Genomic DNA, 24,048 nt, shown 5'->3' on the forward strand with positions numbered 1-24,048 from the left:
CCTGCCATGCCGGCAGCGGGCTTCGCAGCAAAATTCAGTGAGCCAGGACGGTTATGTCTGTCGATATCGATATCACGCAGTTCTACCAGACCTTTTTCGAGGAGGCGGAAGAGCTCCTCGTGGAAATGGAGCAACTGCTGCTCGGGCTGGATCTCGAATCCCCCGATGCGGAAGAGCTCAACGCGATTTTTCGCGCGGCGCACTCTATCAAGGGTGGCGCGGCCACGTTCGGCTTCGCTGCCCTGACCGAAACCACGCACCTGCTGGAAAACCTGCTTGACCGTACGCGGCGGCGGGAACTGGCGTTGTCCCGGACCATCATCGACACTTTTCTGGAAACCAAGGACGTGTTGCAAGATCAGCTCAACGCCTACCGTAACGGTACGGAACCCGATCCGGAAACGCTGGCGCGTATCTGCGCCGTTCTTCAGCAACTGGCGCTCGAGGCTGCGGGCGGCACGCCGGCAGCGGCGCCCGCCCCGGCGCCTGTCGCCGCGGCGGCAACCGTGGCAGCTGCGGCACCTGCGAGCGCCGGCGGCGGCCTGAAGGTGACCCTGGTCAAGGTGTCGCCCTCGGATCAGGCGCTGTTGCGCGAGGAACTCGCCAACCTGGGCGAGATCACTGGCCAGAAGGAAGAGGGCGGCGATCTCACCGTGTGGCTGTCGAGCCAGTGCAGCGCCGATGACATCATCGCGGTGTGCTGCTTCGTCGTCGACGGCGACCAGATCATCGTGGAAGCGGCGGATGCGCCGGCTCCGGCCGCAGCGCCGGCAGCGGCCGAGCCGGTAGCTGCGCCGGCCGCCGCCGCACCGGCGCAAGCCCCGGCCGCGCCCGCTCCCGCCAAGGAAAAAGCCAAGGCACAGCCCGCCGCGGCCGCGCACGCGCAGGAGAACGGCTCCATCCGCGTGCCCACCGAAAAGGTGGACCAGATCATCAACCTGGTGGGCGAACTGGTCATCACGCAGTCGATGCTGGCGCAGACCGCATCCGCGCTCGATCCGGTGCTGTTCGACCGCTTGTTCTCCGGCATGGGCCAGCTCGAGCGCAATGCGCGCGACCTGCAGGAAGCGGTGATGTCGATCCGCATGATGCCGATGGACTACGTCTTCTCGCGCTTCCCGCGCCTGGTGCGCGACCTGGCCGGCAAGCTGGGCAAGCAGATCGACCTGGTCACTTTCGGCAAGGCCACCGAGCTCGACAAGAGCCTGATCGAACGCATCATCGACCCGCTGACCCACCTGGTGCGCAACAGCCTGGACCACGGCATCGAGACACCGGACTTGCGCGTTGCCGCAGGCAAGGAACCCACCGGACAGCTGATCCTGTCGGCCCAGCACCACGGCGGCAACATCGTCATTGAAGTGAGCGACGACGGCGGTGGCCTGCGCCGCGACAAGATCCTCGCCAAGGCACTGCAGAATGGCCTGCCGGTGTCGGAGAACATCAGCGACGATGAAGTCTGGCAACTGATCTTCGCGCCGGGCTTCTCCACCGCCGAAGCGGTGACCGACCTGTCCGGCCGCGGCGTGGGCATGGACGTGGTCAAGCGGAACATCCAGGAAATGGGCGGCCACGTCGAGGTTACCTCGCGTCCCGGCCAGGGCACGACCACCCGCATCGTGCTGCCGCTGACGCTGGCGATCCTGGACGGCATGTCCGTCAAGGTGGGCGCCGAGACCTTCATCCTGCCGCTGAACTGCGTGATGGAGTCGCTGCAGCCCAAGCCGGAAGACGTGCACACGGCCGCCAACAACGACCGCGTGATGCATGTGCGCGGCGAATACCTCCCGCTGCTGGAACTGCACCGCGTGTTCAACGTGGCCGAAGCCGTGCACGAGCCGACCCAGGGCATCGCCGTGATCCTGCAGGCCGAAGGCAAGCGCTTCGCGCTGCTGGTGGACCAACTGATCGGCCAGCACCAGGTCGTGCTGAAGAATCTCGAAACCAACTACCGCAAGGTGCCTTGCATTTCCGCTGCCACCATCCTTGGCGACGGCAGCGTGGCACTGATCGTGGACGTCGGCGCGCTGCAGCGCACCGGAGTGCGCCGCCAAGACCCGGCGCTTGCTTAACGCTCAGGAGAACAAGACATCATGGCCGGCATCGGACACATCGATACCCCCGGGAGCGAAGCTTCCGGGCAGGAGTTCCTGGTTTTCACGCTGGGAAGCGAAGAGTATGGCATCGACATTCTCAAGGTGCAGGAGATCCGCGGCTACGACGCGGTGACCCGCCTGGCGAATGCGCCTGACTTCATCAAGGGCGTGACCAATCTGCGCGGCGTGATCGTGCCGATCGTGGACCTGCGCCTGAAGTTCCGCTTGGGCAACGTGCGCTACGACCACCAGACCGTGGTCATCATCCTCAATATCGCTGGCCGCGTGGTTGGCATCGTGGTGGATGGCGTATCGGACGTGCTGACCCTGACCGGCGAAGCCATCAAGCCGGCGCCGGAGTTCGGCGTCTCGGTCTCCAACGATCACCTGACCGGCCTTGGCACTGTCGACGGCCGCATGCTGATCCTGATCGACATCGAGAAGCTGATGACCAGTGCCGAAATGGAACTGGTCGAAGCCGAGCTCGCCTGATCCCGAGCGGATCCGCCTGAGTTCACCAAAGCAAGCCCCAGCAAGACCACGGCCAAAAGCCCCGCAACACATGACGCAGCCTCGCCCAACCGCCTTTGCCGCCGGCCCGCAATCAGCGCAGCCCGCTTCCCTGCGGCGCGACGAGCCGCGTGACTTCCTGCTGACCGAGCGGGACTTCGAGAAGATCCGCGCGATGATTCATCGCCGCGCGGGCATCTCGCTTGGCAGCCACAAGCGAGAGATGGTGTACAGCCGGCTGGCGCGACGGCTGCGCACGCTGCAGCTGGTCGATTTCGGCACTTACCTGGCGATGCTGGACGCCGATGCCGGCTCGGACGAGTGGGAGTTCTTTACCAACGCGCTCACCACCAACCTGACGTCGTTCTTCCGCGAAGCCCATCACTTCCCCTTGCTGGCGGAGCATGCCAAGAAGACCGGCCGGCCCTACTCGGTATGGTGCTCGGCCGCGTCCACCGGCGAGGAACCTTACTCGATCGCCATCACGCTGGCCGAAGCGCTCGGCGATCGCGCCGCCACCGTGCTGGCCACCGATATCGATACCCAGGTGCTGGCCAAGGCCCGCTCCGGTGTCTATACGGCTGAGCAGGTGAACAAGCTCTCGCCGGAGCGGCTCAAGCGCTTCTTCCTCAAGGGCACCGGCCAGCGCGCCGGCGCGGTCAAGGTCAAGCCGGAACTGGCGGGCACCATCAGTTTCGAGCCGCTCAACCTGCTGGCGCCGGACTGGGGGATTCGCGAGAAGTTCGACGCGATCTTCTGCCGCAACGTGATGATCTATTTCGACAAGCCTACGCAGGGCAAGATCCTGGAGCGCTTCGTGCCGCTGCTCAAGCCGCACGGGCTGCTGTTCGCGGGCCACTCCGAGAATTTCTCCTACGTGACGCGCGCCTTCCAGCTGCGCGGGCAGACTGTCTATGAACTGGCGCCGCAGTCGGCCCGGCCGGGAGGATCGTGATGCGCACGCCCCAATTGCCGGAGGCAATCGCCACCCGCAGCTACTTTGACCGTGAATTCGGCAAGCAAGCCATCAAGCTGCTGCCTAACGAGTACTACGTGACCCGCGAAGACGTGGTGCTGACCACGGTGCTCGGCTCGTGCGTAGCGGCATGCATCCGCGATGAGACGGCCGGGGTAGGGGGCATGAACCACTTCATGCTGCCGGATGACGATGGCGTGGGTGCCGACCGGCTGCTGTCCGCGTCGATGCGCTACGGCTGCTACGCGTTGGAGGTGCTGGTCAACGAACTGCTGAAGATGGGTGCGCGCCGCGAGCGGCTCGAAGCCAAGGTGTTTGGCGGCGGCGCGGTGCTGGCCAACATGACCACGCTCAACATCGGCGACCGCAATGCAGAGTTCGTGATCCGTTACCTGAAGACCGAAGGGATCCGGCTGGCCGCGCAGGACCTGCGCGGCCCGCACGCGCGCCGGGTCAGCTATTTCCCGCTTACCGGGCTGGCGCTGGTGCGCCGGCTCACGCGCCAGGACGACCAGGTGGTGGTCGAGCGTAACGAACGCGCGCTGGCACGCGCCATCGCCAGCTCCGCGACGACGCCTGGAAAGGGCGGCGCGGAATTGTTTTCACGGCGTGCGCCATCGGCTGCCGTTTCCTGATACGACAAGGACTTTTTCCAGACATGACTGCGGCCAAGATCAAGGTATTGTGCGTGGACGACTCCGCGCTGATACGCAGCCTGATGACGGAGATCATCAACAGCCAGAGCGATATGGAGGTGGTGGGTACCGCCCCCGATCCGCTGGTGGCGCGCGACCTGATCAAGCGCCTGAATCCGGATGTACTGACGCTGGACGTGGAAATGCCGCGCATGGACGGGCTGGATTTCCTTGAGCGGCTGATGCGCCTGCGCCCGATGCCGGTGCTGATGGTGTCATCGCTGACCGAGCGCGGCTCGGAAATCACGATGCGCGCGCTGGAACTCGGCGCGGTGGATTTCGTCACCAAGCCCAAGCTCGGCATCCGCGACGGCCTGATGGATTACACCGACACCATCGCCGACAAGATCCGTGCCGCGTCGCGCGCACGCATCCGCAGCAACGCACCCGCCAGCGGGGAAGGGGCAGCGCCGGCTACCCCGATGCTGCGCAGCCCGTTGCTGTCCACGGAAAAGCTGATTATCGTCGGGGCGTCCACCGGCGGCACCGAAGCAATCAAGGACTTCCTGATGCCGATGCCGCCCGATTGCCCCGCCGTGCTGATCGTCCAGCATATGCCGGCGGGCTTCACGCGTTCGTTCGCGCAGCGCCTGGACGGCCTGTGCCGGATCACGGTCAAGGAAGCGGAGCACGGCGAGCGCGTGCTGCCCGGCTACGCCTATATCGCCCCAGGCGACTCGCACCTGCTGCTTGCGCGCAGCGGGGCCAACTATGTGGCCCACCTGTCGCAGGAGCCGGCGGTCAACCGCCACCGGCCGTCGGTGGAAGTGCTGTTCGACTCCGCGGCCAAGCATGCCGGCAAGAACGCCATCGGCGTGATGCTGACGGGCATGGGCAAGGACGGGGCGCAAGGCATGCTGCGCATGCGCGAGGCCGGTGCTTATAACCTGGCGCAGGACGAGAGCAGTTGCATTGTATTCGGCATGCCCAAGGAGGCGATTGCCGCCGGTGGGGTGCATGAGGTAGTACCGCTGCACGCGATGAGCCAGCGCGTGATGGCACGCCTGGCCACCTTCGGGACACGCGCGCAGCGAGTTTGACAGGGCACAAGCGCCGGCCCGGCCGCATACCGGCGGGGCCAGCGCAAGTATTGCAGCAACTTTCCACAACTGTATTGGAGCCGTTAGAGTGGACAAGAACATGAAGATCCTGGTGGTCGATGACTTCCCCACCATGCGTCGCATCATCCGCAACCTGCTTAAGGAACTGGGCTTTGCCAACGTCGAGGAAGCCGAAGACGGCGCCGCGGGCCTGGAGAAAGTCAAGGACGGCAGCTTCCAGTTCGTCATTTCCGACTGGAACATGCCGAACATGGACGGCCTGAGCATGCTGCAGGCGATTCGCGCCGAAGGGGCGCTTGCCAAGTTGCCGGTACTGATGGTGACGGCCGAGGCCAAGAAGGAAAACATCATCGCTGCGGCACAGGCCGGCGCGAACGGCTATGTGGTCAAGCCGTTCACGGCTGCGACGCTCGATGAGAAGATCACCAAGATCTTCGAGAAGCTGGCGAAGGAAGGGGCATAAGGTGGGCGACATGTCGACGACTCCGACTCTAAGCAACGAATCTGCCGAGCAGCTGTTCCAGCGCATTGGCGCCCTGACACGGATGCTGCGCGACAACATGCGCGAATTGGGGCTCGACAAGGAAATCGAGCGCGCCGCGCAGGCCATCCCCGACGCGCGTGACCGCCTGAGCTATATCGCCTCCATGACCGAGCAGGCTGCCGAGCGCACGCTGACCGCGGTGGAGCTGGCGCAGCCGATCCAGTCCGGCATGGAGAAACAGGCCGAGGCGCTCGACAAGCGCTGGGAAGCCTGGTTCGAAAAGCCGGTGGAGCTGGGCGACGCGCGCGAGCTCGTGCTCGATACCCGCGCCTTCCTGACGGATGTGCCGCAGCAGGCCCGCGCCACTGGCAGTCACCTGCTCGACATCATGATGGCGCAGGATTTCCAGGACCTGACCGGCCAGGTCATCAAGAAGATGATGGACATGATCCACTCCCTGGAGCAGGAACTGCTGCAGGTGCTGATCGACAATGTCCCGGCCGATCGCCGCGTGGAAGCGCCGCCGACGTTGATGAACGGGCCGCAGGTGAACCCCGAAGGCAAGGCCGACGTGGTCTCCGACCAGTCACAGGTCGACGACCTGCTCGCCAGCCTGGGCTTCTGATCGCCAGGCACGGACCGCGGCGCTGCTAGCGGCGCCGCGCCGTCCCGCGTGCGCCCCTTCCCCGGGGTGCGCTGCCGGAGCGCCCCCGCCGCCAAGGCGAGGGCTGCGCATCGCGCATGCCGGCCCTCCCTCGCGCGCCGCGCGCCCCGCCCAAGCGGCGCCATCGCGCAAACAGCGCCAGAATCCCGGTCCTATTCCAGCTAATGCCCACCGGTTTCCGCTCCGATAATCGATCCTGACGAACGGCCGCATGCCGCTTCGTAACGGAGCGGCCATGTCCGAAGAAAGCGATCTCGAGAAAACCGAACCTGCCTCAGCGCGGCGCCTGGAAAAGGCGCGCGAAGAGGGGCAGGTCGTGCGTTCGCGCGAGCTCGCCACGCTGATCATGCTGATGAGCGGCGTAGTGGGCCTGTCGACGCTGGGCGGCACGCTTGCCAACAAGCTCGATGCCGTGCTGCATGCCAGCCTGGCCTTCGAGCCGGCGATTGCCTTCGACACGACGCGCATGATGTCGCGCTTTGGTATCGCGGTCTGGGAGGGCCTGCTGGCCTTCCTGCCGCTGCTGCTGTTCTTTGGCGCGGCAGCGCTGGCCGGCCCCATGCTGCTGGGCGGCTGGATGTTCTCCGCCAAGTCTTTCGCCCCGGATTTCTCCCGCCTCTCGCCACTCAAGGGGCTGGGCCGGTTGTTCTCCTCGCAGTCGCTGGTGGAGCTGACCAAGGCCATTGCCAAGGCGCTGCTGGTTGGCAGCGTGGCCGGCTGGGTGCTGTGGCGGCGGCTGCCCGAGGCCATCGCGCTGATGAGCGCGCCGATCCACGAAGCGCTGCTGCACATGCTGGAGATGGTGCTGAGTTGCACCGCGATGGTGGCGGGTTCGCTGGTGCTGGTGGCCGCGCTCGACGTGCCCTGGCAGTACTGGACCTTCTACAAGAAGCTGCGCATGACCAAGGAAGAGGTCAAGCAGGAGCACAAGGACAGCGATGGCGACCCGCACATCAAGGCGCGCATCCGCCAGCAGCAGCGTGCCATGGCCAAGCGCCGCATGATGTCCGAAGTGCCGAAGGCGGATGTGGTGGTCACCAACCCCACCCACTTCGCCGTGGCGCTGCGCTACGAAGAAGGCCGCATGAGCGCGCCGCGTGTGGTCGCCAAGGGCAGTGACGCGATTGCCGCGCGCATTCGCGAGATTGCCGTCGAGAACGGCGTGCCGTTGCTGTGCGCGCCGCCGCTGGCGCGCGCGCTGCATCGTCACGTAGAGCTGGGCAGGGAAATCCCTGCCGGCCTGTACACCTCCGTGGCCGAAGTCCTGGCCTGGGTCTATCAACTGAAGCACTGGCACCACAGCAGCGGCCCGCATCCGGCGGCACCCTCCGATCTGCTGGTGCCTGACGAGTTAGCCGTACCGGAAAGCCAAGCATGAACGCATTGACCTCGCTGTTCAAACTGCCGGGGGGCCAGACAGGCGGGCAGATGAAGGCCCTGGCCGGCCCGCTGCTGATCATCATGATCCTCGGCATGATGATCCTGCCGCTGCCGCCCTTTGTCCTGGATCTGCTGTTCACGTTCAACATCGCCCTGTCGATCATGGTGCTGCTGGTGGGCATGTACACCCAGAAGGCGCTGGACTTCGCAGCCTTCCCGGCGGTGCTGCTGTTCACCACGCTGCTGCGCCTGTCGCTCAACGTGGCCTCGACCCGGGTCGTGCTGATGGAAGGGCACACCGGGCCGGATGCCGCGGGCAAGGTGATCGAGGCCTTCGGCCACTTCCTGGTGGGCGGCAACTTTGCAGTGGGCATCGTGGTGTTCGCGATCCTGGTGGTGATCAACTTCATGGTCATCACCAAGGGCGCGGGGCGTATCGCCGAAGTTGGCGCGCGCTTCATGCTCGACGCCATGCCCGGCAAGCAGATGGCGATCGACGCCGACCTCAACGCTGGCCTGATCAATGAAGACGGCGCCAAGAAGCGCCGCGCCGAGGTCTCGCAGGAATCGGACTTCTACGGCGCGATGGATGGTGCCAGCAAGTTCGTGCGCGGCGATGCCGTGGCGGGCCTGATGATCATGTTCATCAACGTCGGCGCCGGCATGGTGGTGGGCATGGTGCAGCATGACCTGGACTTTGCCACCGCGGTGCGCAACTACACGCTGCTGACCATTGGCGATGGCCTGGTCGCGCAGATCCCGGCGCTGGTGATTTCCACCGCCGCGGGTGTGATCGTCTCGCGCGTCTCCAACGAGCAGGACGTGGGCCAGCAACTGACCGGACAGCTGTTCTCCAATCCGCGCGTGCTCTACCTGACCGGCGCCATCATTGGCATGATGGGCATCATCCCGGGCATGCCGCACTTCGCCTTCCTGGCCTTTGCCGGGGCGCTGGTGTGGTTCGGCCGCTATGTGGCACGCCGCGACATGGCGCAGGCGCAGGAAAAGAAGCGCGAGGAACGCGCCCCCGCGGTGGCGCCGGAATCGACCGAAGCCAGCTGGGACGATGTCACCCTGGTTGATCCGCTCGGCATGGAAGTGGGCTATCGCCTGATCCCGCTGGTGGACCGCGCGCAGAACGGCGAGCTCCTCGGGCGCATCAAGAGCATCCGCAAGAAGGTGGCGCAGGAGATCGGCTTCCTGGTGCCGGTGGTGCATATCCGCGACAACCTGGAACTCAAGCCCAACGCCTACCGCATCACCCTCAAGGGCGTGGAGATCGGCCGCGGCGAAGCCGCGCCCGGGCAGTGGATGGCGATCAACCCCGGCCAGGTGTCCGGCGCGCTGCCGGGCACGCCCAGCCAGGACCCGGCCTTCGGCCTGCCCGCGGTGTGGATCGAGAGCGGCCTCAAGGAGCAGGCGCAGACCTACGGCTACACCGTGGTGGACGCAAGCACGGTAGTGGCGACTCACCTCAACCACCTGATCCACATGCACGCGGCCGAGCTGCTTGGCCGCCAGGAAGTGCAGGCGCTGCTCGACCGCATCGCCAAGGAATCTCCCAAGCTCACCGAAGACCTGGTTCCCAAGGTCATCACGCTCACCGCGCTGCAAAAGATCCTGCAGAACCTGCTGGACGAAAGCGTGCCGATCCGCGACATGCGCACCGTGCTGGACGTGGTGGCCGAGCACGCGCCGAAGGTCAGCGATCCCAACGAACTCACCTCGCTGGTGCGCATGGCGCTGGGCCGCGCCATCACCCAGCAGTGGTTCCCCAACGGCGCCGACCTCCAGGTCATCGGCCTTGACGCTGGCTTGGAACGCGTGCTTTCGCAAGCGCTCACTAACGGCGGCGGCATCGAGCCGGGCCTGGCAGATGCGCTGTTGCAGCAGACGCACGGCGCGGTGACCAGGCAAGAACAGCTGGGACTGGATCCGGTGCTTCTGGTGCCGCATCCGCTGCGCCCGTTGCTGGCGCGCTTCCTGCGCCGGACCATGCCGCAACTCAAGGTGCTCTCGCATGCCGAGGTGCCGGACAACCGAAATATCAGGATCACCGCCATGATCGGTGGCACAGCGTGAGGGGTTTCGCAAAATGAGCGTAGCTAAATTCGTGGCGGCCAATGGCCGCGAGGCCTTGCGCCAGGTGCGCGAGGCGATGGGGCCGGATGCCGTGGTGCTGTCCAACCGCACCGTCGAAGGGGGTGTGGAGATCGTCGCGATGCGCGACACCGATCTCGGCGCCATCTCCAGCAACGCGCCGGTATTCACGCCGCCGCCGGCTGCCGCGGTCGCCGTCGACGGTGCCCTTGGCGACCTGCGCGGCGAGCTGCAGACCATGCGCGCCATGATGGAGCGCCAGTTCTCCGGCGTGGGCACGCACAGCCTGCCGTCGATCGGCGGCGACCCGTTGCGCGATTCGCTGTTTACCTGGTTAGTGACCGCTGGCTTCTCCGGGCAGCTTGCCCGTTCGCTGCTGGGTCACTTGCCGCTGGGCCATGACCGGCCTGCCGCCATGACCTGGATCCGCCAGGAGCTCGCGCGCAAGGTGCCGGTGCTGAACGACGAAGATGCGCTCTTTGCCCAGGGCGGCGTGCTGGCGCTGGTGGGCCCCACCGGCGTGGGCAAGACCACCACCACCGCCAAGCTGGCCGCGCGCTTCGTGCTCAAGCACGGCCCGGAACGCCTGGCGCTCCTGACCACCGACACGTTCCGGATTGGCGCGCACGAGCAATTGCGCATCTACGGCGACATCCTTGGTGTGCCCGTGCACGCGGTCAAGGACGCGGCCGACCTGCGCTTTGCGCTGGCGGCACTGACCGAGAAGCACCTGGTGATCATCGACACCGTGGGCATGAGCCAGCGAGACCGCAACCTGTCCGAGCAGATCGCCATGCTGGCCGGCGTGCAGGCGCCGGTGCAGCGCATCCTGCTGCTCAACGGCGCCAGCCACGGCGACACGCTCAACGAAGTCGTCCACGCTTACCGTCACGATGCCACGCCCGACGGCGGCATCGACGGCTGCATCGTCAGCAAGCTGGATGAGGCCACGCACCTGGGCTCCGTGCTCGACGTGGTGATCCGCCACCGCTTGCCGGTGTACTACGCCTCCACCGGCCAGCGCGTGCCCGAGCACCTTGAACTCGCCAACGGCGCGGCCCTTGTCGAGCGTGCCTTCCAGACGCCGCGCCGCGGCTCGGTGTTTGCCGACGCGGAAGCCGCGCGCCGCGCCATGCCCGCGCAGGACGACAGCGAAGCCGCGCGCGCAGCCAGCCCCGGCGGCGCCGACGGCATGCTGCGCTCGCTGACCGACAGCGCCAACGCGGTGGGCGATTGCGTGGAGCAACTGAACGCTGGCAGCTATAGCTTTGAGCTGGTCCGCTCGCTGTGGCAGCAACGCAATGAGAGCGCACCCTCGCCGCGCCTGATGGCGCAGCAAGTGCGTGAGGCCGCCTGCCGCGACCTCGCCCGCCATTGCGACCGCTTCGTGCTGTCGCTGAGTGCCACGGTGGCCGCGCCGGTGGCGGGACGGCGCGCGCCGCGCCCATGGCAACACACGCTGTTCCTGGCGGACCGCGACGGCCTGCCGCTGGCGGCCGCCGCCGCGCCCGCCGGCCGCACCGGCCCGGCGCTGCAAGGCGGCCAGGGCGGATGGGAAGCCGATGCCGCCACGCTGTGCGCCGCCATCGCCGCCGCCCGTACCGTGGTCAACGTACTCGACGCCATGCCTGCCGCCCCCGTGCTGGCACGCTGGCAGCAAGCTGGCGAGCGCTGGCTGGCCACCGCACGCAAGACCACTCGCGTGGCCAGCGGCGGCGGTGCCGTCAAGCTCGATGCGTTGGCCGAGACGCTGACCTTCCACGCCGTGCAAGACATGGATTATCGCGGCCGCGATGCTGTGCAGTGGATCGCGCAAAGCCCGGTGCGCGTGCTCGAAGGCCAGGCACGCGGCGCCCGCTCTGCCGCCGAAGGCGGTACCGAGGCAGGCTTGCTGGTGTCGCGCGTGGTCGACCGCGAGAACGGCCAGACGCTCGCCGTGCATTACTTGCTGTGCGACCCGGCGCTGTCGGCCGAGGGCGCACAACTGGCCCGCTGGGCCCGCTGGGCCGAAGCCGGCGAAGCGCAACTGCGCACGCTGCGCCATGCGCTGGACCACCTGGGCCAAGGCGACGGCGGCAATGAACCCGCACAGGCCGAAGCGCAGGCCTGCGCCCGCTTGCTCGCGCTGCAGATGGGCGTGGCCGCGCTGCGCCTCGAGCAGGCCTGCGATGATTCGGTCACTGCATTCCTGGCGCGGCTGACCGGCCGCGCGCCGGCTCGCCAGGCTTGCGGCGCAGCGGTACTGGTCGAAGGCATCGGCCGTTTGCTGGCCTTGCTCGACGTGCTGGAAAACTATCCCACCCGCAGCGGCCGCGCCACGCAGTCCGCCGTTCAGGAAGCGCCGCCGGAGACGTTCCAACTGGGCGGCGCCGGGGGCCAGCTCGAGGCGCGCATGAGCGGAAGCCGCGTGTTCGAGACACTGGCGCAGGGAGAATAAGCCGTGAATTCACTCGCATCCGACCAGGCGGAAAGCCTGCGGCGCATGCTGGCGCCACGCGCCACGCGCCGCATTGCCGTGGTCGCAAGCGATGCCGGTGCCGGCGCCACCACGGTGGCACTGGGGTTGGCCAACGCTCTTGCCCTGCAAGGCGAACGTGTACTGCTCGTCGATGAGGACCGCTTCGGCGCCCGCGCCACCCGGCTTGCCGGCGCCATGCCGGAAGGCACCCTGGCCGCGGTGCTGGGTGGCGCGGTGACGCTCGACGCTGCGCTCGGCAAGCGTCCCGCCGGCACCATCGCCGTGCTGCCGGGCAGCCCCCAGGCCAATGGCGACCTGCAGCTGCTCAAGTCGTTTCGCACCGTGCTCAGCGACGCCCGCAGCGATGCGGATGGCGGCTTGTCGCAAATGGCAGGCGCGGCGCACAACCTCATCGTGGTGCTGCGCGCGGAGCCGGCCTCGATCAAAGCCGCATACGCCTGCATCAAGCAGCTCAATCACCTGTACGCCTGCCGGCGTTTCCACCTGGTGATCAATGCCGCCGCCGGGGACGCCGCCGCCAGTGCGGTGCTGGGCAACCTGGCCCGTACCGCCAGCCAGTACCTTGGCGTCGAGGCCAGCCCCGCAGGCAGCCTGCCGCACGATCCGCTGGTTGAGCGCAGTACCGCATTGGGCCGTTGCGTGGTCGAGGCCTTCCCGGCCGCGCCCGCCACCGCCGCATTACGCCGAATTGCCACGGGCATTGCCAGCTGGCCAATGTCCGCCGATCCCCGTTCAACCCTGTCGGCACCGATGGCGCCGACGGCCACGGCCCTGGCTTAAGGGCCGGGACCTGCAAGCTAGGACTCACGAGAATTCCACCATGTATACGATTCAGGGAAAGCTCGAACAGACTGATACCGTGACGGCGCATGCGTCGCTGGTGCGTCGCATCGCCTTGCAACTGGCGGCCAAGCTGCCTGCCAGCGTGCAGCTCGATGACTTGATCCAGGCCGGCATGATCGGCCTGCTCGACGCCGCCAAGCGCTATGAAGACACCCACGGTGCGCGTTTCGAGACCTACGCCAGCCAGCGCATTCGCGGCGCCATGCTCGACGAGGTGCGCGCCAACGACTGGCAGTCGCGCAGCCTGCGCCAGTTCACGCGGCGGATCGAGCGCACCGTGCGTGGCCTGGAGCAAACGCTGGGCCGTGCGCCGCTCGATTCCGAAGTGGCGCAGGAACTGGAACTGCCGCTCGACGAATACCAGACGCTGCTCAACGAGGTCTATGGCTGCCAGTTGCTGCACTATGAAGACTTCGAGCGCTCCGGCGAAGAGGACTTCCTGGACCGGCACCTGAGCGTGAGCGATGACGGCAACCCCCTCACGGTGCTGATGGAGAGTGGCATGCGCGAAGCGCTGATCCGCGCCATCGAGCGCCTGCCCGAGCGGGAGAAGCTGGTGCTGTCGCTGTGCTATGACCAGGAGCTGAACCTGCGGGAAATCGGCGCGGTGCTGGAAGTCACCGAGTCGCGCGTGTGCCAGATCCGCAGCCAGGCGATTACACGGCTGCGTTCGCAGTTGCGCGGGCTGCTGTGAGCAACTGGCCCAAGCACTTCGCTGCGTTGGCGCTAGCCGTGGCGTGCTGCCCGGCACTGGCCGCGCCTGGCGGGCAGGCGCTGCATAGCTGGTCGGCTTCGGTGAACGGGCCTGCGCTGTACAGCAAAGGCTTGCGCACCGTTTCCGTCCCGATTTCACCGACCGGCTATTTGCCGCAGGCGCAGGGCGCAATCACGACGGTGCGGTGGCGCTATAGCTTCTCGCGTACGCCGCCGAATGCACTGCAGGCTTACCTATGCAATGCGCAACGGTGTGTATTGCTTTCGGGGGCTGAGGGGCTGACCGAGGCGTTTAGCGGGGATGACGCTGCCAAGGGCTTTGTGTTTGCCTTTCAGGTGCCGGGGAAGGGCGCGTTGACGCCGGTTTTGATCGGGCAGGCTAACGAGGTGACGGTTGGGTTTCGGTGAGGGGGCAGGGTAGCCTAACCGCAACTGCTTAACCGCAACTGCTTAACCGCAACTGCAGTCCCACTACCGCTGCGGGGCGGCAATCACGGCTACATCGAATCGTCTTCTGTTCCTGCTGGCTTGCTCCCCTCTCCCACTTGTGGGAGAGGGGCCGGGGGAGAGGGCGGGCACTCGCAAGAACGAGATGCCACAAACCACCCAGCTCAACCAATACCCAATTCAACCAGTCGCCAGACTGACCCCTTGCGGCCCGTTCTGCGTGCGCCCGTCGCGCCCATAGAGCGTCGTGTTGTCACCCCGTTGCCGCAACGCCAGGATCGCTTCCTCGGTGAACTCGAGATGCGCATCCACAACCGCGGCATTCAGCGCATTGGCGTGGCTTGCCGTGCGTGCCGCAAACACCAGCCTCCGCCATGCGGCCTCCACCGACGAATCGATCTGGCGCCCGAACAGCTGGCCGCCCGCGCCGGTGCGAATTCCCATGGCACCCATCTGCGCCTCGCGCGTGCGCGTCAGGGCGCCCAGCAATCCGGCCAGTTCGACCTTGCGTTCCAGCAGCCCGGCAAGGGCCTGGTAATCGCCGGCCTTGATCAGGCTTCTTTCTTCGCCTAGTACGGTGGCGAACTCCTGCGCGAGCTCGGTTTCGCGGTGCAGGTTCTGGATCAGGGACTGGCTCATGGCTTGCCTATCTTAGGGTGGGGTTGGCGATGCGGCCCGTAGCAAGCCGCGGTGTCAGGCGCCGCCGCTGAGTTCGCGCAGGGACGCGAGCAGCCCGTCGGCGATCTTGCTTGGGTCGATCTTGATGCGGCCTTCGGAGATCGCCTGGCGGATCTCTTCGACCTTGGCGGTGTCGATATCGTCGTCATGGTCTTCCACCATGCGCGCGCCGATCTCGCGCACCTGGGCCGACAGGGGGCTGCTGACGCGCACGCTGGACGTCTCCGGGGCAGCCGTCGATCCGGGGGCGCCGGCCACGCTGCGCACGGCGCCGTCGATGGCGTCGCTCGGCCTCGACGAGGTGGTCTGATTGATCTTCACGATGATTCCTTGCTGGGTACCTTTGGCTTATCGGATGCTTAGGGCGAAACTTTAGGTCGAATTGCGACGCCGCGGCGCCGTTTTTCCGGCCGCGGAGCGCGCGTTATTGTCTCATGAGCCGGCCCATGAGACGCATGCGCAACTCCAGGTGTCGCCGTCCCGATTCCCTATTGCTGTAGCACCACCGTGTCGCCGTTGCGCACCAGCGCATTGACCACCTGACCGCTCTTGAGCCGCACCTGGACGTTGTTGCCCACCGCGGCCTCGGCCATGACCTTGCCCTCGCTGCTGAGCTGGAACGACTCGCCTTCCACCAGCACCGTCACGTTCTGGCCCTGGCGTACGGCAATGGCCTTCTTCAGTAGATCCATCCGCATCGGCGAACCCGCGGCGATGCGGTTGGCCGCCACCGCGCCGGTCACCTGTGCGGGATCCGTCACCACCGCGCGCGGCAGCGACGCCAGGTCGCCTTGGCGGACTTCCATATCGGCTGCATCGATGGCCTCGCCGGGCATCAGGTTGCGCCCGGCCACATAGTAGTCGGCCACCACCGACACGCGCGCTTGCACGTAGCGGGTCCAGGGACGTTCGCCGGCGCAGCGCACGCCGACCGAGACCCGGCCCCAGGGGGACGCGCCCGGCGGCAGGAACGGCTCGGGCAGCGGGCAATCCGGCGCGCGCCCGCCCGAGGGCGGTACCACCTGGATGGTGGCCTTGCCGGGCAGGCCGGCAGTCTGGCGCTCAAGGAATTGTTCGACCGCGGCGCGCACCGGGTCTTCGGGAAACGGCGAGGGCGGCGCCGCGCCGGCGCTGCCGGGCAGCGTGCCGCCGGCGGCCAGCACGCAGAGCAGGGCGCGCGCCGCGGCGGCCCGGAAACGAGGGGTCATGTGTACATCCAGGCAAGGAAACGACGCGGGCCGCACCGCGAAAGCGGGTGCTGCGTGCGTGTCAACGGGTCCTATTGTAGGCAGCCCCGCGTTCTTGCTCGAGTCGAAATGCGCGGTTTTCTTTGCCCTATTCGTGCGATTGGCATGACGGGGCCGCCCCTAAGATGGCACACCTGAAGAAGGTCGACCTTCGTTGCTCTCCCCCTCCAGCGAGACACAGACATGATTGACAGACTCGATGCGGCGTTGCGCTTCCAACAAGAAGCGCTGAGCTTGCGGACCCAGCGGCAATCGGTGATTGCCTCCAATATCGCCCATGCCGACACACCTGGCTACAAGGCGCGCGACTTCGATTTCTCCAGCACGCTGGCGCAAAGCGTCGAGCGCGGAAAGCAAGCCGAAGGCGTGTCGCTGTCCACCACCTCGGTGCGCCACTTGCCGGGCGTGACGTCTGCGTTCGCCGACAAGATGCAACTCGACTACCGCATCCCGATGCAGTCGAGCATCGATGGCAATACCGTCGAGATGGACACCGAGCGCGTCGCCTTTGCCGACAACGCGGTGCACTTCGAGTCCGGGCTGACCGTGATGAGCGCCAAGATCAAGACCATGCTGTCGGCCATCCAGCAGTGAGCACGCCATGCCCGCAATGAACATCTTCGAAGTCGCCGGCTCGGCCATGGCTGCGCAGTCGCAGCGCATGAACGTGACCGCGTCCAACCTGGCCAATGCCGACAGTGCGGTCGGCCCCAACGGCCAGCCCTACCGCGCCAAGCAAGTGGTGTTCGGCCTTGCCGCCACACCAGGCCAGAACGACGTGGGCGGCGTGCAGGTGGAGGGTGTGATGGAAGATCCGTCGCCCCCGCGCATGGTGCACAACCCCACGCATCCGCTGGCCAATGCCGACGGCTACGTCACGATGCCAAACGTTAACCCGGTGGAGGAGATGGTCAACATGATCTCGGCCTCGCGTTCCTACCAGGCCAACGTGGAAGTCCTCAACACCGCCAAGAACATGATGCTCAAGACACTGACCATCGGTCAGTAAAACCGGGATACGCAATGACCACGACCTCCTCCACAGGCAGCAGCACTAGCGCCGCCGGCATCGCCAATACCCTGCAAAGCGGCAGCGCATCCGCCGCCGACCTGCAGAACAACTTCCTGACGATGCTGGTCACGCAGATGAACAACCAGGATCCGCTCAACCCGATGGACAACTCGCAGCTGACCTCGCAGCTCGCGCAGATCAGCCAGGTGAGCGGCATGCAGACCTTGAACACCACGCTGAACTCGCTGCTGTCGCAAGTCAGCGCGAGCCGCGCGATGGATTCGGCAGCGCTGATTGGCCACACCGTGATGGTGCCGGGCAATGCCACCACGGTGGCCAGCGGCGTGCCGGGCCAGATCGGTGTGGACCTGCCGTCCACCGCCGATGCGGTCACGGTCCAGGTGGTCGACGCGAACGGCAACGTGGTGCGCAACATCAACATGAACGGCCAGACCGCCGGCGTGCACGACATCGCCTGGGACGGCAAGAACGATGCAGGCGTCGCCGTTGCCGATGGCGACTACAGCTTCAAGGTCACCGCTACCGCCAACGGCAAGGATGTCGCGCCGGTCGCGCTGGTCTACGGCAAGGTCAACAGCATCAGTGGCGACTCCACGGGCGTGCTGGTCGACATCGGCGGCGGCCGCACCGCGCCGGTCGACGGTGTTCGCCGCATTCTTTAATCACGTGGCCACGCGCGAGACGCGCCGGCAGGATGTCAGGTAACTAGGAGAAAATCATGGGTTTCGGTCAAGGGGTAAGCGGCATCAATGCCGCCGCATCGAATCTGGACGTCATCGGCAACAACATCGCCAACGCCAACACGGTCGGCTACAAGCAATCGACCGCGCAGTTCGCCGACGTGTACGCCGGCACCAAGATTGGCTTGGGCACGACCGTGAATTCGGTGGTGCAGTCGTTCAACCAGGGCAATATCGAGTCGAGCGGCAATGCGCTCGATGTGGCCATCACCAATGGCAATGGTTTCTTCCGCCTGACCGATTCCTCGGGCTCGGTCTTCTACTCGCGCAACGGCCAGTTCCAGCGCCAGCAGGACGGTAGCATCACCAACGCGCAAGGCCTGAAACTGACTGGCTACCCGGCTGGCACGGTGGGCGGCGGCGCTGTGCAGCCGCAGCCGCTGGTGGTGCCGAACACCACGATGGCCGCCAAGGCGACCACCACCCTCGGCATCTCCTTCAACCTGAACTCCGGCAGCACCGTACCGACCACGCCGTTCGCCAGCACCCCGGCCGCACTGCCGACGTCGAGCATGTTCAACTACAGCTCCGGCGTCACCGTCTATGACTCGCTGGGCAACGCCAAGCAGCTCACCGCGTACTTCTCCACGGGCACGCCCGGCGCGGGCACGTTCCCGGCGGCGGGCGGCGGCGGCACCGACTGGACGATGAACCTGACCGATGCTGCGGGCAACGTGGTTGGCGCGCCGATCACGCTCAAGTTCGACTCGAAGGGCACGCTGCAGTCGCCGGCCGCAGGTGCTACCACCGCCATCAACATCGCCGCTGCCAACGGTGCGGCACCCCTGGCCATCGCGATGGACCTGACCGGCACGACGCAGTTCGCCGGCGCCAACGACACCAAGCCGCCTGTGCAGAACGGCTATACCGCGGGCAGCCTGCTCGGCTTTGCGATCCAGCCGGATGGCACCATCCTTGGCAGCTACTCGAACCAGCAGACGCAGTCGCTCGGCCAGGTCGTGATGGCCGGCTTTGGCAACGTGCAGGGCCTGAAGCCGGAGGGCAACAACGTGTGGTCCGCGACCGGCGCATCGGGCCAGGCCGTGGTCGGCGCGGCCGGCGGCAGCCTTGGCACGCTCAAGTCCAATGCGGTGGAGGCATCCAACGTGGACCTGTCCGGCCAGCTGGTCAGCCTGATCGTGGCGCAGCGCAACTACCAGGCCAACGCGCAAACCATCAAGGCGCAGGACACCGTCATGCAGACACTGGTCAACCTGTAATGCGCAGCGTTGGCAAGACGAGCCGCACGGACAGGAACTAAAGGGACGCCATGGACCGCATGATCTATACCGCCCTGTCGGGGGCCAAGCAGACGCTCGACCAGCAGGCCGCGGTGTCCAACAACCTGGCCAATACTTCCACGCCGGGCTTTCGCGCGCAGGTCAACATGTTCCGCGCGGTGCCGGTGGTGGGGCAAGCCTCGCCAACGCGCGCATTCACGCTGGCGTCCACGCCTGGCGCCGACTTCAAGGCCGGCCCGCTGACCTACACCGAGCGTCCCCTGGACGTGGCGCTGCAGGGCAACGGCTGGCTGACGGTGCAGGCACCGGACGGCACGGAAGCCTACACCCGCGCCGGTTCGCTGCAGGTCTCGGCGGACGGGCAGCTGGTTACCAGCACCGGCCTGCAGGTGATGGGCGATGGCGGCCCGATCGCGGTGCCGCCTGGCGCGCAGGTCACCATCGGCAGCGATGGCACCATCACCGCGCGCGGCCCCGGGGAGACCTCCGCGGGCCTGGCCCAGGTGGGCAAGCTGCGGCTGGTGAATCCACCACCCGATTCGATCGCCCGAGGCGATGATGGCCTGTTCCGGCTGCGCCCCGGCGCGCAGCCGCTGCAGGTTGACGCCAACATCCGCGTGATTTCCGGTGCGATCGAAGGCAGCAACGTCAACCCGGTCGAAGCGATGGTCGACATGATCGCCAACGCCCGCCGCTTCGAGATGCAGATGAAGATGATCCAGGGCGCTGACACCAACGATCAGCGCGCTAATCAACTGCTCTCGAATAACTGAACTTTGAATTGATGTGCTGCCGCGGCTCGCGGCAGCCTTGTGAGGACAAACATGATCCGCTCTCTCTGGATTGCCAAGACCGGCCTCGATGCGCAGCAGACGCAGATGGACGTGATCTCGAACAACCTGGCCAACGTCTCCACCAACGGCTTCAAGCGTGGGCGTGCCGTGTTCGAGGAATTGATGTACCAGACCGTGCGCCAGCCCGGCGCATTGTCTTCTGACCAGACCACGCTGCCGTCCGGCCTGCAACTGGGCACCGGCGTGCGTCCCGTGGCTACCGAGCGGATCCATACCCAGGGCAATCCGCAGCAGACCGGCAACAGCAAGGACGTGGCAGTGATCGGCCAGGGCTTCTTCCAGGTCACGATGCCCGACGGCACCACCGCCTACACGCGCGATGGCTCGTTCCAGACCGACCAGAACGGCCAACTGGTGACGTCCAGCGGTTTCGTGATCCAGCCCGCCATCACCTTGCCGGCCAACTACACGGCGCTGACCGTTGCGCGCGACGGCGTGGTCTCGGTGACCCAGCCCGGCTCGAGCGCCAACGTGCAGGTCGGCCAGCTGCAACTGGCTACCTTCGCGAACCCGGCAGGCCTGGAGAGCCTTGGCGAGAACCTGTATGTGCAGACCGATGCGTCGGGCGCGCCGAACACCACGGTGCCTGGCCTGAACGGCTCCGGCACGCTGCAGCAGAACTACGTCGAAGCGTCCAACGTGAACGTGGTCGAAGAACTGGTGAGCATGATCCAGACCCAGCGCGCCTACGAAATCAACAGCAAGGCCGTGCAGACCTCCGACCAGATGCTGCAGCGCCTCACGCAGCTGGGATGATCATGATTGCCTCGCTGACTCGCCTGGGCGCGCTTGCCCTTTGCTGCTTCGCGACAGGTTGCGCGATGATGCCGCGCGAGCCGCTGGTCCAGCTGCCCACCTCCGCGCGGGCAGAGCCGCGCGCGCTGGCGCCGGCGAGCGGATCGATCTACCAGTCGTCGTACGCGGGCAATCCGTTGTTCGAGGATCGCCGGCCGCGCAACGTGGGCGACATCCTCACCATCGTGATCAGCGAGAACGTCAACGCCAGCAAGAACTCCGGCACCAACGCCAGCCGCACGTCCAACAGCGCGCTGGCCTTCGATGCCGTGCCCAGGGCGCTTGGCGGGCTGTTCAGCAGCGCCCAGAACGCAACCATGAGCGGCGCCAATGCGCTTAAGGCTAGCGGCGGCGCCAGCGCCACCAACACGTTCAACGGCACCATCACCGTGACCGTGCTGGAAGTGCTGGCCAACGGCAACCTCATCGTCTCCGGTGAAAAGCAGATGGCCATCAACCAGGGCGCGGAGTACATCCGCTTCTCCGGGGTGGTCAATCCGCGCACGATCACCGGCGACAACGCGGTGCCGTCCACGCAGGTGGCCGACGCGCGCATCGAGTACACCGCCAAGGGCTATATCGACGAGACGCAGAACATGGGCTGGCTGCAGCGTTTCTTCCTCAATGTTTCACCGTATTGATCACTGACCGCGTCATGTCCCTGTCTTCGCTCCCCGCCTCGCGCAGCCGCTTCGTCCGCGCTCTCTTCCTGGCGCTGACGCTGGGCCTGCTAGCAGGCGCGGCGCACGCGGAACGGCTGAAGAACCTGGCCAACTTCCAGGGCGTGCGCGACAACCCGCTGGTGGGCTATGGGCTCGTGGTGGGGCTGGATAACACCGGCGACCAGACCATGCAGACGCCGTTCACCACGCAGAGCCTGACCAACATGCTCTCGCAGCTCGGCATCACCCTGCCGGCCGGCAAGAACATGCAGCTCAAGAACGTGGCGGCGGTGATGGTCACCGCCACGCTGCCGCCGTTCGCACGGCCCGGCAGCCAGCTCGACGTGGTGGTGTCGTCGATGGGCAATGCCAAGAGCCTGCGTGGCGGCACCTTGCTGATGACGCCCCTCAAGGGCGCCGACGGCCAGGTCTACGCGATCGCGCAGGGCAATATGCTGGTGGGCGGCGCGGGCGCGTCGGCCAACGGCAGCAAGGTGCAGGTCAATCAGCTGGCGGTGGGCCGCATTGCCAATGGCGGCATCGTGGAGCGCGCCGTCCCCGCGTTCCAGCCCGAAGGCGGCATCCTGAACCTGGAGCTGCGCGAAACCGACTACGGCACGGCCGAACGCGTTGTCGAGGCGATCAATCGCGCGATGGGCGGCGGCGTAGCCAGCGCGCTGGACGGCAGGGTGGTGCAGGTGCGCACGCCCGCGGCCCCGAGCGCGCGGGTGGGCTTCATGGCCCGCATCGAGAACATCGAGGTCACGCGCGCCAAGGCCGCCGCCAAGGTCATCCTCAATGCGCGCACCGGCTCGATCGTGATGAACCAGGCCGTGACGGTGGACGACTGCGCGGTGGCGCATGGCAATCTGTCGGTGGTGATCAATACCCAGCCGGTGATCAGCCAGCCGGCGCCGTTCAGTGGCGGCCAGACGGTGGTGGCGCCGGTTTCGCAGATCAACATGAAGCAAGAAGGCGGCGCGCTGCAGATGGTCAAGGCAGGCGCATCGCTGGCCGCGGTGGTCAAGGGCCTGAACGCGCTGGGCGCGACACCGGCCGACCTGCAGACCATCCTTGAGGCCATGCGTGCCGCAGGTGCGCTGCGCGCCGACCTCGAGATCATCTGATCATGTCAGCCAGCCGCGTGGCCGCACAGGCCGAACTCTCGCAACGCTTCGCCCTGGATACGCAAGGCTTCGAAGGCCTCAAGCAAAGTGCCCGTACCGGGGCCACCCCGGAGACGCTGCGCACCGCCGCGCGCCAGTTCGAGGCGGTGTTCACGCAGATGGTGCTCAAGAGCATGCGCGACGCCACGCCGCAGGATGGCCTGTTCGACAACGAGCAGACCAAGCTGTACATGTCGATGATGGACCAGCAGCTGTCCCAGCAGATGTCCACGCGCGGCATCGGCCTGGCCGACGTCATGGTGCGCCAGCTCGCGCGCGCCAGCGGCGCGGGCCTGCCGCCCGAGCTCGCTGGCGCGGCCGCCAAGCAGGCCGCCGTGCAGGCGGGCATGGACGACGCGGCCCCCGGCCTTGCGCGCACGCTGGACATGCGCAACGGCGACGCGGACGCGCCGCGTGCAGGCAGCGTGGTGGCCGGCACCAGCTGGAACCCCACTGCGGGCCTGCGCCAGTATCAGTCGCAGGACACCGGTGCCTGGCAGGGCGGCAATGCCGTGTTGCCGGAAGACACGCCGGCCCACATCAGCGCCTTCGTCTCCCGCATGGCGGGGCCGGCGCAATCCGCGGCGCGCGCTACCGGCGTGCCGGCCAAGCTGATCCTGGGCCAGGCCGCGCTCGAATCCGGCTGGGGCCGGCGCGAGATTGCCTACCCGGACGGCAGCACCACCTTCAATGTCTTCGGCATCAAGGCGGGCGCCAACTGGAAGGGCCAGGTCGCGGAAATCACCACCACCGAATATGTCGACGGCCAGCCGCAAAAGGTGCGCGCGCGCTTCCGTGCCTACGGTTCGTACGACGAAGCCTTTGCCGACTACGGGCGCTTGCTGAGCAACAACCCGCGCTACGCCGAGGTACTGGCGGCGGCCACACCGGACGACGCGGCGCGGGGCCTGCAGCGTGCCGGTTATGCCACGGATCCGGCTTACGGCGAAAAGCTGGTCCGGATCATGCGGAAAGTGCCCGTCTGAGCGCATGCCGAGCCCTGGCAGGGCACAGGCCGAGCGGACGCAAATTGTGGGCGCCGCGCACTAAAGTCTCCTTGTACTTCTGCCGTTACTTACATCATTCACCGCCGTTCATGTCCGGCAGCGGCGAACCGGCATCGAAGGCTCCTCGACAAGCGGCCTCGGTGCACGGATCGCCAGGTCAGGCACACGGCAGCCAC

Annotated in this window: 25 protein-coding genes; 22 read left to right on the forward strand and 3 right to left on the reverse strand. The window is 66.5% G+C overall.

The genetic code is table 11. The features are described from left to right. Positions 1-53 precede the first annotated feature (53 nt). The 13 genes from cheA (at position 54) to AC1RQC_RS06270 (ending at position 14,410) form a co-directional block, all read left to right on the forward strand. Positions 54-2,072 (forward strand): chemotaxis protein CheA, encoded by a 2,019-nt coding sequence (cheA, locus tag AC1RQC_RS06210; protein ID WP_492882697.1) that lies wholly within the window; start codon positions 54-56, stop codon positions 2,070-2,072. Between the two features lie 21 nt (positions 2,073-2,093). Then, positions 2,094-2,588: a chemotaxis protein CheW gene (gene cheW, locus AC1RQC_RS06215; RefSeq protein ID WP_006162638.1), complete on the forward strand. Its 495-nt coding sequence runs from the start codon at positions 2,094-2,096 to the stop codon at positions 2,586-2,588. A 70-nt stretch (positions 2,589-2,658) separates the two neighbouring features. Further along, on the forward strand, positions 2,659-3,561 hold the full coding sequence (locus tag AC1RQC_RS06220) for a CheR family methyltransferase (protein WP_492371340.1): 903 nt from the start codon (positions 2,659-2,661) through the stop codon (positions 3,559-3,561). After that, entirely contained in the window at positions 3,561-4,217 is a 657-nt protein-coding gene (cheD, locus tag AC1RQC_RS06225; protein WP_492371341.1) for a chemoreceptor glutamine deamidase CheD, read from the forward strand. The genes AC1RQC_RS06220 and cheD overlap by 1 nt, the downstream gene beginning before the upstream one ends. A 23-nt stretch (positions 4,218-4,240) precedes the next feature. After that, positions 4,241-5,317: a protein-glutamate methylesterase/protein-glutamine glutaminase gene (locus AC1RQC_RS06230; RefSeq protein WP_492371342.1), complete on the forward strand. Its 1,077-nt coding sequence runs from the start codon at positions 4,241-4,243 to the stop codon at positions 5,315-5,317. An 88-nt stretch (positions 5,318-5,405) separates the two neighbouring features. Continuing rightward, positions 5,406-5,801 (forward strand): chemotaxis response regulator CheY, encoded by a 396-nt coding sequence (gene cheY / locus AC1RQC_RS06235; protein WP_006162642.1) that lies wholly within the window; start codon positions 5,406-5,408, stop codon positions 5,799-5,801. Positions 5,802-5,811: 10 nt separating this feature from the next. Further along, entirely contained in the window at positions 5,812-6,447 is a 636-nt protein-coding gene (cheZ, locus tag AC1RQC_RS06240; protein ID WP_492371343.1) for a protein phosphatase CheZ, read from the forward strand. 274 nt (positions 6,448-6,721) lie between these two features. After that, the gene (gene flhB / locus AC1RQC_RS06245) at positions 6,722-7,864 is read left to right on the forward strand and encodes a flagellar biosynthesis protein FlhB (protein ID WP_492371344.1); all 1,143 of its coding nucleotides are present in this window, start codon (positions 6,722-6,724) and stop codon (positions 7,862-7,864) included. Continuing rightward, positions 7,861-9,948: a flagellar biosynthesis protein FlhA gene (flhA, locus tag AC1RQC_RS06250; RefSeq protein ID WP_492371345.1), complete on the forward strand. Its 2,088-nt coding sequence runs from the start codon at positions 7,861-7,863 to the stop codon at positions 9,946-9,948. The genes flhB and flhA overlap by 4 nt, the downstream gene beginning before the upstream one ends. A gap of 13 nt (positions 9,949-9,961) precedes the next feature. Then, the gene (gene flhF / locus AC1RQC_RS06255) at positions 9,962-12,403 is read left to right on the forward strand and encodes a flagellar biosynthesis GTPase FlhF (protein WP_492882699.1); all 2,442 of its coding nucleotides are present in this window, start codon (positions 9,962-9,964) and stop codon (positions 12,401-12,403) included. Between the two features lie 3 nt (positions 12,404-12,406). Continuing rightward, positions 12,407-13,225: a MinD/ParA family ATP-binding protein gene (locus tag AC1RQC_RS06260; protein ID WP_492371347.1), complete on the forward strand. Its 819-nt coding sequence runs from the start codon at positions 12,407-12,409 to the stop codon at positions 13,223-13,225. Between the two features lie 40 nt (positions 13,226-13,265). Next, entirely contained in the window at positions 13,266-13,982 is a 717-nt protein-coding gene (locus AC1RQC_RS06265; protein ID WP_006162649.1) for an RNA polymerase sigma factor FliA, read from the forward strand. 26 nt (positions 13,983-14,008) lie between these two features. Further along, positions 14,009-14,410, forward strand: a complete 402-nt coding sequence (locus AC1RQC_RS06270) for a flagellar protein FlhE (protein WP_492882701.1) — start codon at positions 14,009-14,011, stop codon at positions 14,408-14,410. Between the two features lie 219 nt (positions 14,411-14,629). On the opposite strand, the gene AC1RQC_RS06275 is transcribed toward AC1RQC_RS06270, so the two are convergent. From AC1RQC_RS06275 to flgA, 3 genes are all read right to left on the reverse strand, one after another. Next, on the reverse strand, positions 14,630-15,088 hold the full coding sequence (locus AC1RQC_RS06275; RefSeq protein WP_492371349.1) for a flagella synthesis protein FlgN: 459 nt from the start codon (positions 15,086-15,088) through the stop codon (positions 14,630-14,632). A 54-nt stretch (positions 15,089-15,142) separates the two neighbouring features. After that, positions 15,143-15,448: a flagellar biosynthesis anti-sigma factor FlgM gene (flgM, locus tag AC1RQC_RS06280; protein ID WP_183033945.1), complete on the reverse strand. Its 306-nt coding sequence runs from the start codon at positions 15,446-15,448 to the stop codon at positions 15,143-15,145. Positions 15,449-15,615: 167 nt separating this feature from the next. Next, positions 15,616-16,335 (reverse strand): flagellar basal body P-ring formation chaperone FlgA, encoded by a 720-nt coding sequence (gene flgA / locus AC1RQC_RS06285; RefSeq protein WP_492371350.1) that lies wholly within the window; start codon positions 16,333-16,335, stop codon positions 15,616-15,618. Positions 16,336-16,557: 222 nt separating this feature from the next. Between flgA and flgB the strand changes: the two genes are divergently transcribed. The 9 genes from flgB to flgJ are packed head-to-tail and all read left to right on the forward strand — an operon-like array spanning position 16,558 to position 23,851. After that, a complete protein-coding gene (gene flgB, locus AC1RQC_RS06290) occupies positions 16,558-16,968 on the forward strand; it encodes a flagellar basal body rod protein FlgB (RefSeq protein ID WP_416051536.1) in 411 nt (136 codons plus the stop codon). Between the two features lie 7 nt (positions 16,969-16,975). Beyond that, on the forward strand, positions 16,976-17,383 hold the full coding sequence (flgC, locus tag AC1RQC_RS06295) for a flagellar basal body rod protein FlgC (RefSeq protein ID WP_006162655.1): 408 nt from the start codon (positions 16,976-16,978) through the stop codon (positions 17,381-17,383). A gap of 14 nt (positions 17,384-17,397) precedes the next feature. Then, on the forward strand, positions 17,398-18,069 hold the full coding sequence (locus AC1RQC_RS06300; protein ID WP_183033949.1) for a flagellar hook assembly protein FlgD: 672 nt from the start codon (positions 17,398-17,400) through the stop codon (positions 18,067-18,069). A gap of 56 nt (positions 18,070-18,125) precedes the next feature. Next, positions 18,126-19,367, forward strand: a complete 1,242-nt coding sequence (flgE, locus tag AC1RQC_RS06305; protein WP_492371351.1) for a flagellar hook protein FlgE — start codon at positions 18,126-18,128, stop codon at positions 19,365-19,367. A 50-nt stretch (positions 19,368-19,417) separates the two neighbouring features. After that, entirely contained in the window at positions 19,418-20,161 is a 744-nt protein-coding gene (flgF, locus tag AC1RQC_RS06310) for a flagellar basal-body rod protein FlgF (RefSeq protein WP_416051539.1), read from the forward strand. A 51-nt stretch (positions 20,162-20,212) separates the two neighbouring features. Continuing rightward, positions 20,213-20,998: a flagellar basal-body rod protein FlgG gene (gene flgG / locus AC1RQC_RS06315; RefSeq protein WP_043356996.1), complete on the forward strand. Its 786-nt coding sequence runs from the start codon at positions 20,213-20,215 to the stop codon at positions 20,996-20,998. A gap of 2 nt (positions 20,999-21,000) precedes the next feature. Beyond that, positions 21,001-21,678 (forward strand): flagellar basal body L-ring protein FlgH, encoded by a 678-nt coding sequence (gene flgH, locus AC1RQC_RS06320; protein ID WP_370564869.1) that lies wholly within the window; start codon positions 21,001-21,003, stop codon positions 21,676-21,678. Between the two features lie 14 nt (positions 21,679-21,692). Then, the gene (locus tag AC1RQC_RS06325; RefSeq protein WP_492371353.1) at positions 21,693-22,826 is read left to right on the forward strand and encodes a flagellar basal body P-ring protein FlgI; all 1,134 of its coding nucleotides are present in this window, start codon (positions 21,693-21,695) and stop codon (positions 22,824-22,826) included. A gap of 2 nt (positions 22,827-22,828) precedes the next feature. Next, the gene (flgJ, locus tag AC1RQC_RS06330) at positions 22,829-23,851 is read left to right on the forward strand and encodes a flagellar assembly peptidoglycan hydrolase FlgJ (protein ID WP_043356992.1); all 1,023 of its coding nucleotides are present in this window, start codon (positions 22,829-22,831) and stop codon (positions 23,849-23,851) included. The last annotated feature ends 197 nt before the right edge of the window (positions 23,852-24,048 follow it).

It is taken from the genome of Cupriavidus sp. GW822-FHT03E04 (genome assembly GCF_058801495.1).

Bases quoted from the DNA above. Each gene is read 5' to 3' on its own strand.
- cheA (WP_492882697.1), top strand. From the start codon at position 54: ATGTCTGTCGATATCGATATCACGCAGTTCTACCAGACCTTTTTCGAG.
- cheW (WP_006162638.1), top strand. From the start codon at position 2,094: ATGGCCGGCATCGGACACATCGATACCCCCGGGAGCGAAGCTTCCGGG.
- AC1RQC_RS06220 (WP_492371340.1), top strand. From the start codon at position 2,659: ATGACGCAGCCTCGCCCAACCGCCTTTGCCGCCGGCCCGCAATCAGCG.
- cheD (WP_492371341.1), top strand. From the start codon at position 3,561: ATGCGCACGCCCCAATTGCCGGAGGCAATCGCCACCCGCAGCTACTTT.
- AC1RQC_RS06230 (WP_492371342.1), top strand. From the start codon at position 4,241: ATGACTGCGGCCAAGATCAAGGTATTGTGCGTGGACGACTCCGCGCTG.
- cheZ (WP_492371343.1), top strand. From the start codon at position 5,812: ATGTCGACGACTCCGACTCTAAGCAACGAATCTGCCGAGCAGCTGTTC.
- flhB (WP_492371344.1), top strand. From the start codon at position 6,722: ATGTCCGAAGAAAGCGATCTCGAGAAAACCGAACCTGCCTCAGCGCGG.
- flhA (WP_492371345.1), top strand. From the start codon at position 7,861: ATGAACGCATTGACCTCGCTGTTCAAACTGCCGGGGGGCCAGACAGGC.
- flhF (WP_492882699.1), top strand. From the start codon at position 9,962: ATGAGCGTAGCTAAATTCGTGGCGGCCAATGGCCGCGAGGCCTTGCGC.
- AC1RQC_RS06265 (WP_006162649.1), top strand. From the start codon at position 13,266: ATGTATACGATTCAGGGAAAGCTCGAACAGACTGATACCGTGACGGCG.
- AC1RQC_RS06275 (WP_492371349.1), bottom strand. From the start codon at position 15,088: ATGAGCCAGTCCCTGATCCAGAACCTGCACCGCGAAACCGAGCTCGCG.
- flgA (WP_492371350.1), bottom strand. From the start codon at position 16,335: ATGACCCCTCGTTTCCGGGCCGCCGCGGCGCGCGCCCTGCTCTGCGTG.
- flgB (WP_416051536.1), top strand. From the start codon at position 16,558: ATGATTGACAGACTCGATGCGGCGTTGCGCTTCCAACAAGAAGCGCTG.
- flgC (WP_006162655.1), top strand. From the start codon at position 16,976: ATGCCCGCAATGAACATCTTCGAAGTCGCCGGCTCGGCCATGGCTGCG.
- AC1RQC_RS06300 (WP_183033949.1), top strand. From the start codon at position 17,398: ATGACCACGACCTCCTCCACAGGCAGCAGCACTAGCGCCGCCGGCATC.
- flgE (WP_492371351.1), top strand. From the start codon at position 18,126: ATGGGTTTCGGTCAAGGGGTAAGCGGCATCAATGCCGCCGCATCGAAT.
- flgF (WP_416051539.1), top strand. From the start codon at position 19,418: ATGGACCGCATGATCTATACCGCCCTGTCGGGGGCCAAGCAGACGCTC.
- flgG (WP_043356996.1), top strand. From the start codon at position 20,213: ATGATCCGCTCTCTCTGGATTGCCAAGACCGGCCTCGATGCGCAGCAG.
- flgH (WP_370564869.1), top strand. From the start codon at position 21,001: ATGATTGCCTCGCTGACTCGCCTGGGCGCGCTTGCCCTTTGCTGCTTC.
- AC1RQC_RS06325 (WP_492371353.1), top strand. From the start codon at position 21,693: ATGTCCCTGTCTTCGCTCCCCGCCTCGCGCAGCCGCTTCGTCCGCGCT.
- flgJ (WP_043356992.1), top strand. From the start codon at position 22,829: ATGTCAGCCAGCCGCGTGGCCGCACAGGCCGAACTCTCGCAACGCTTC.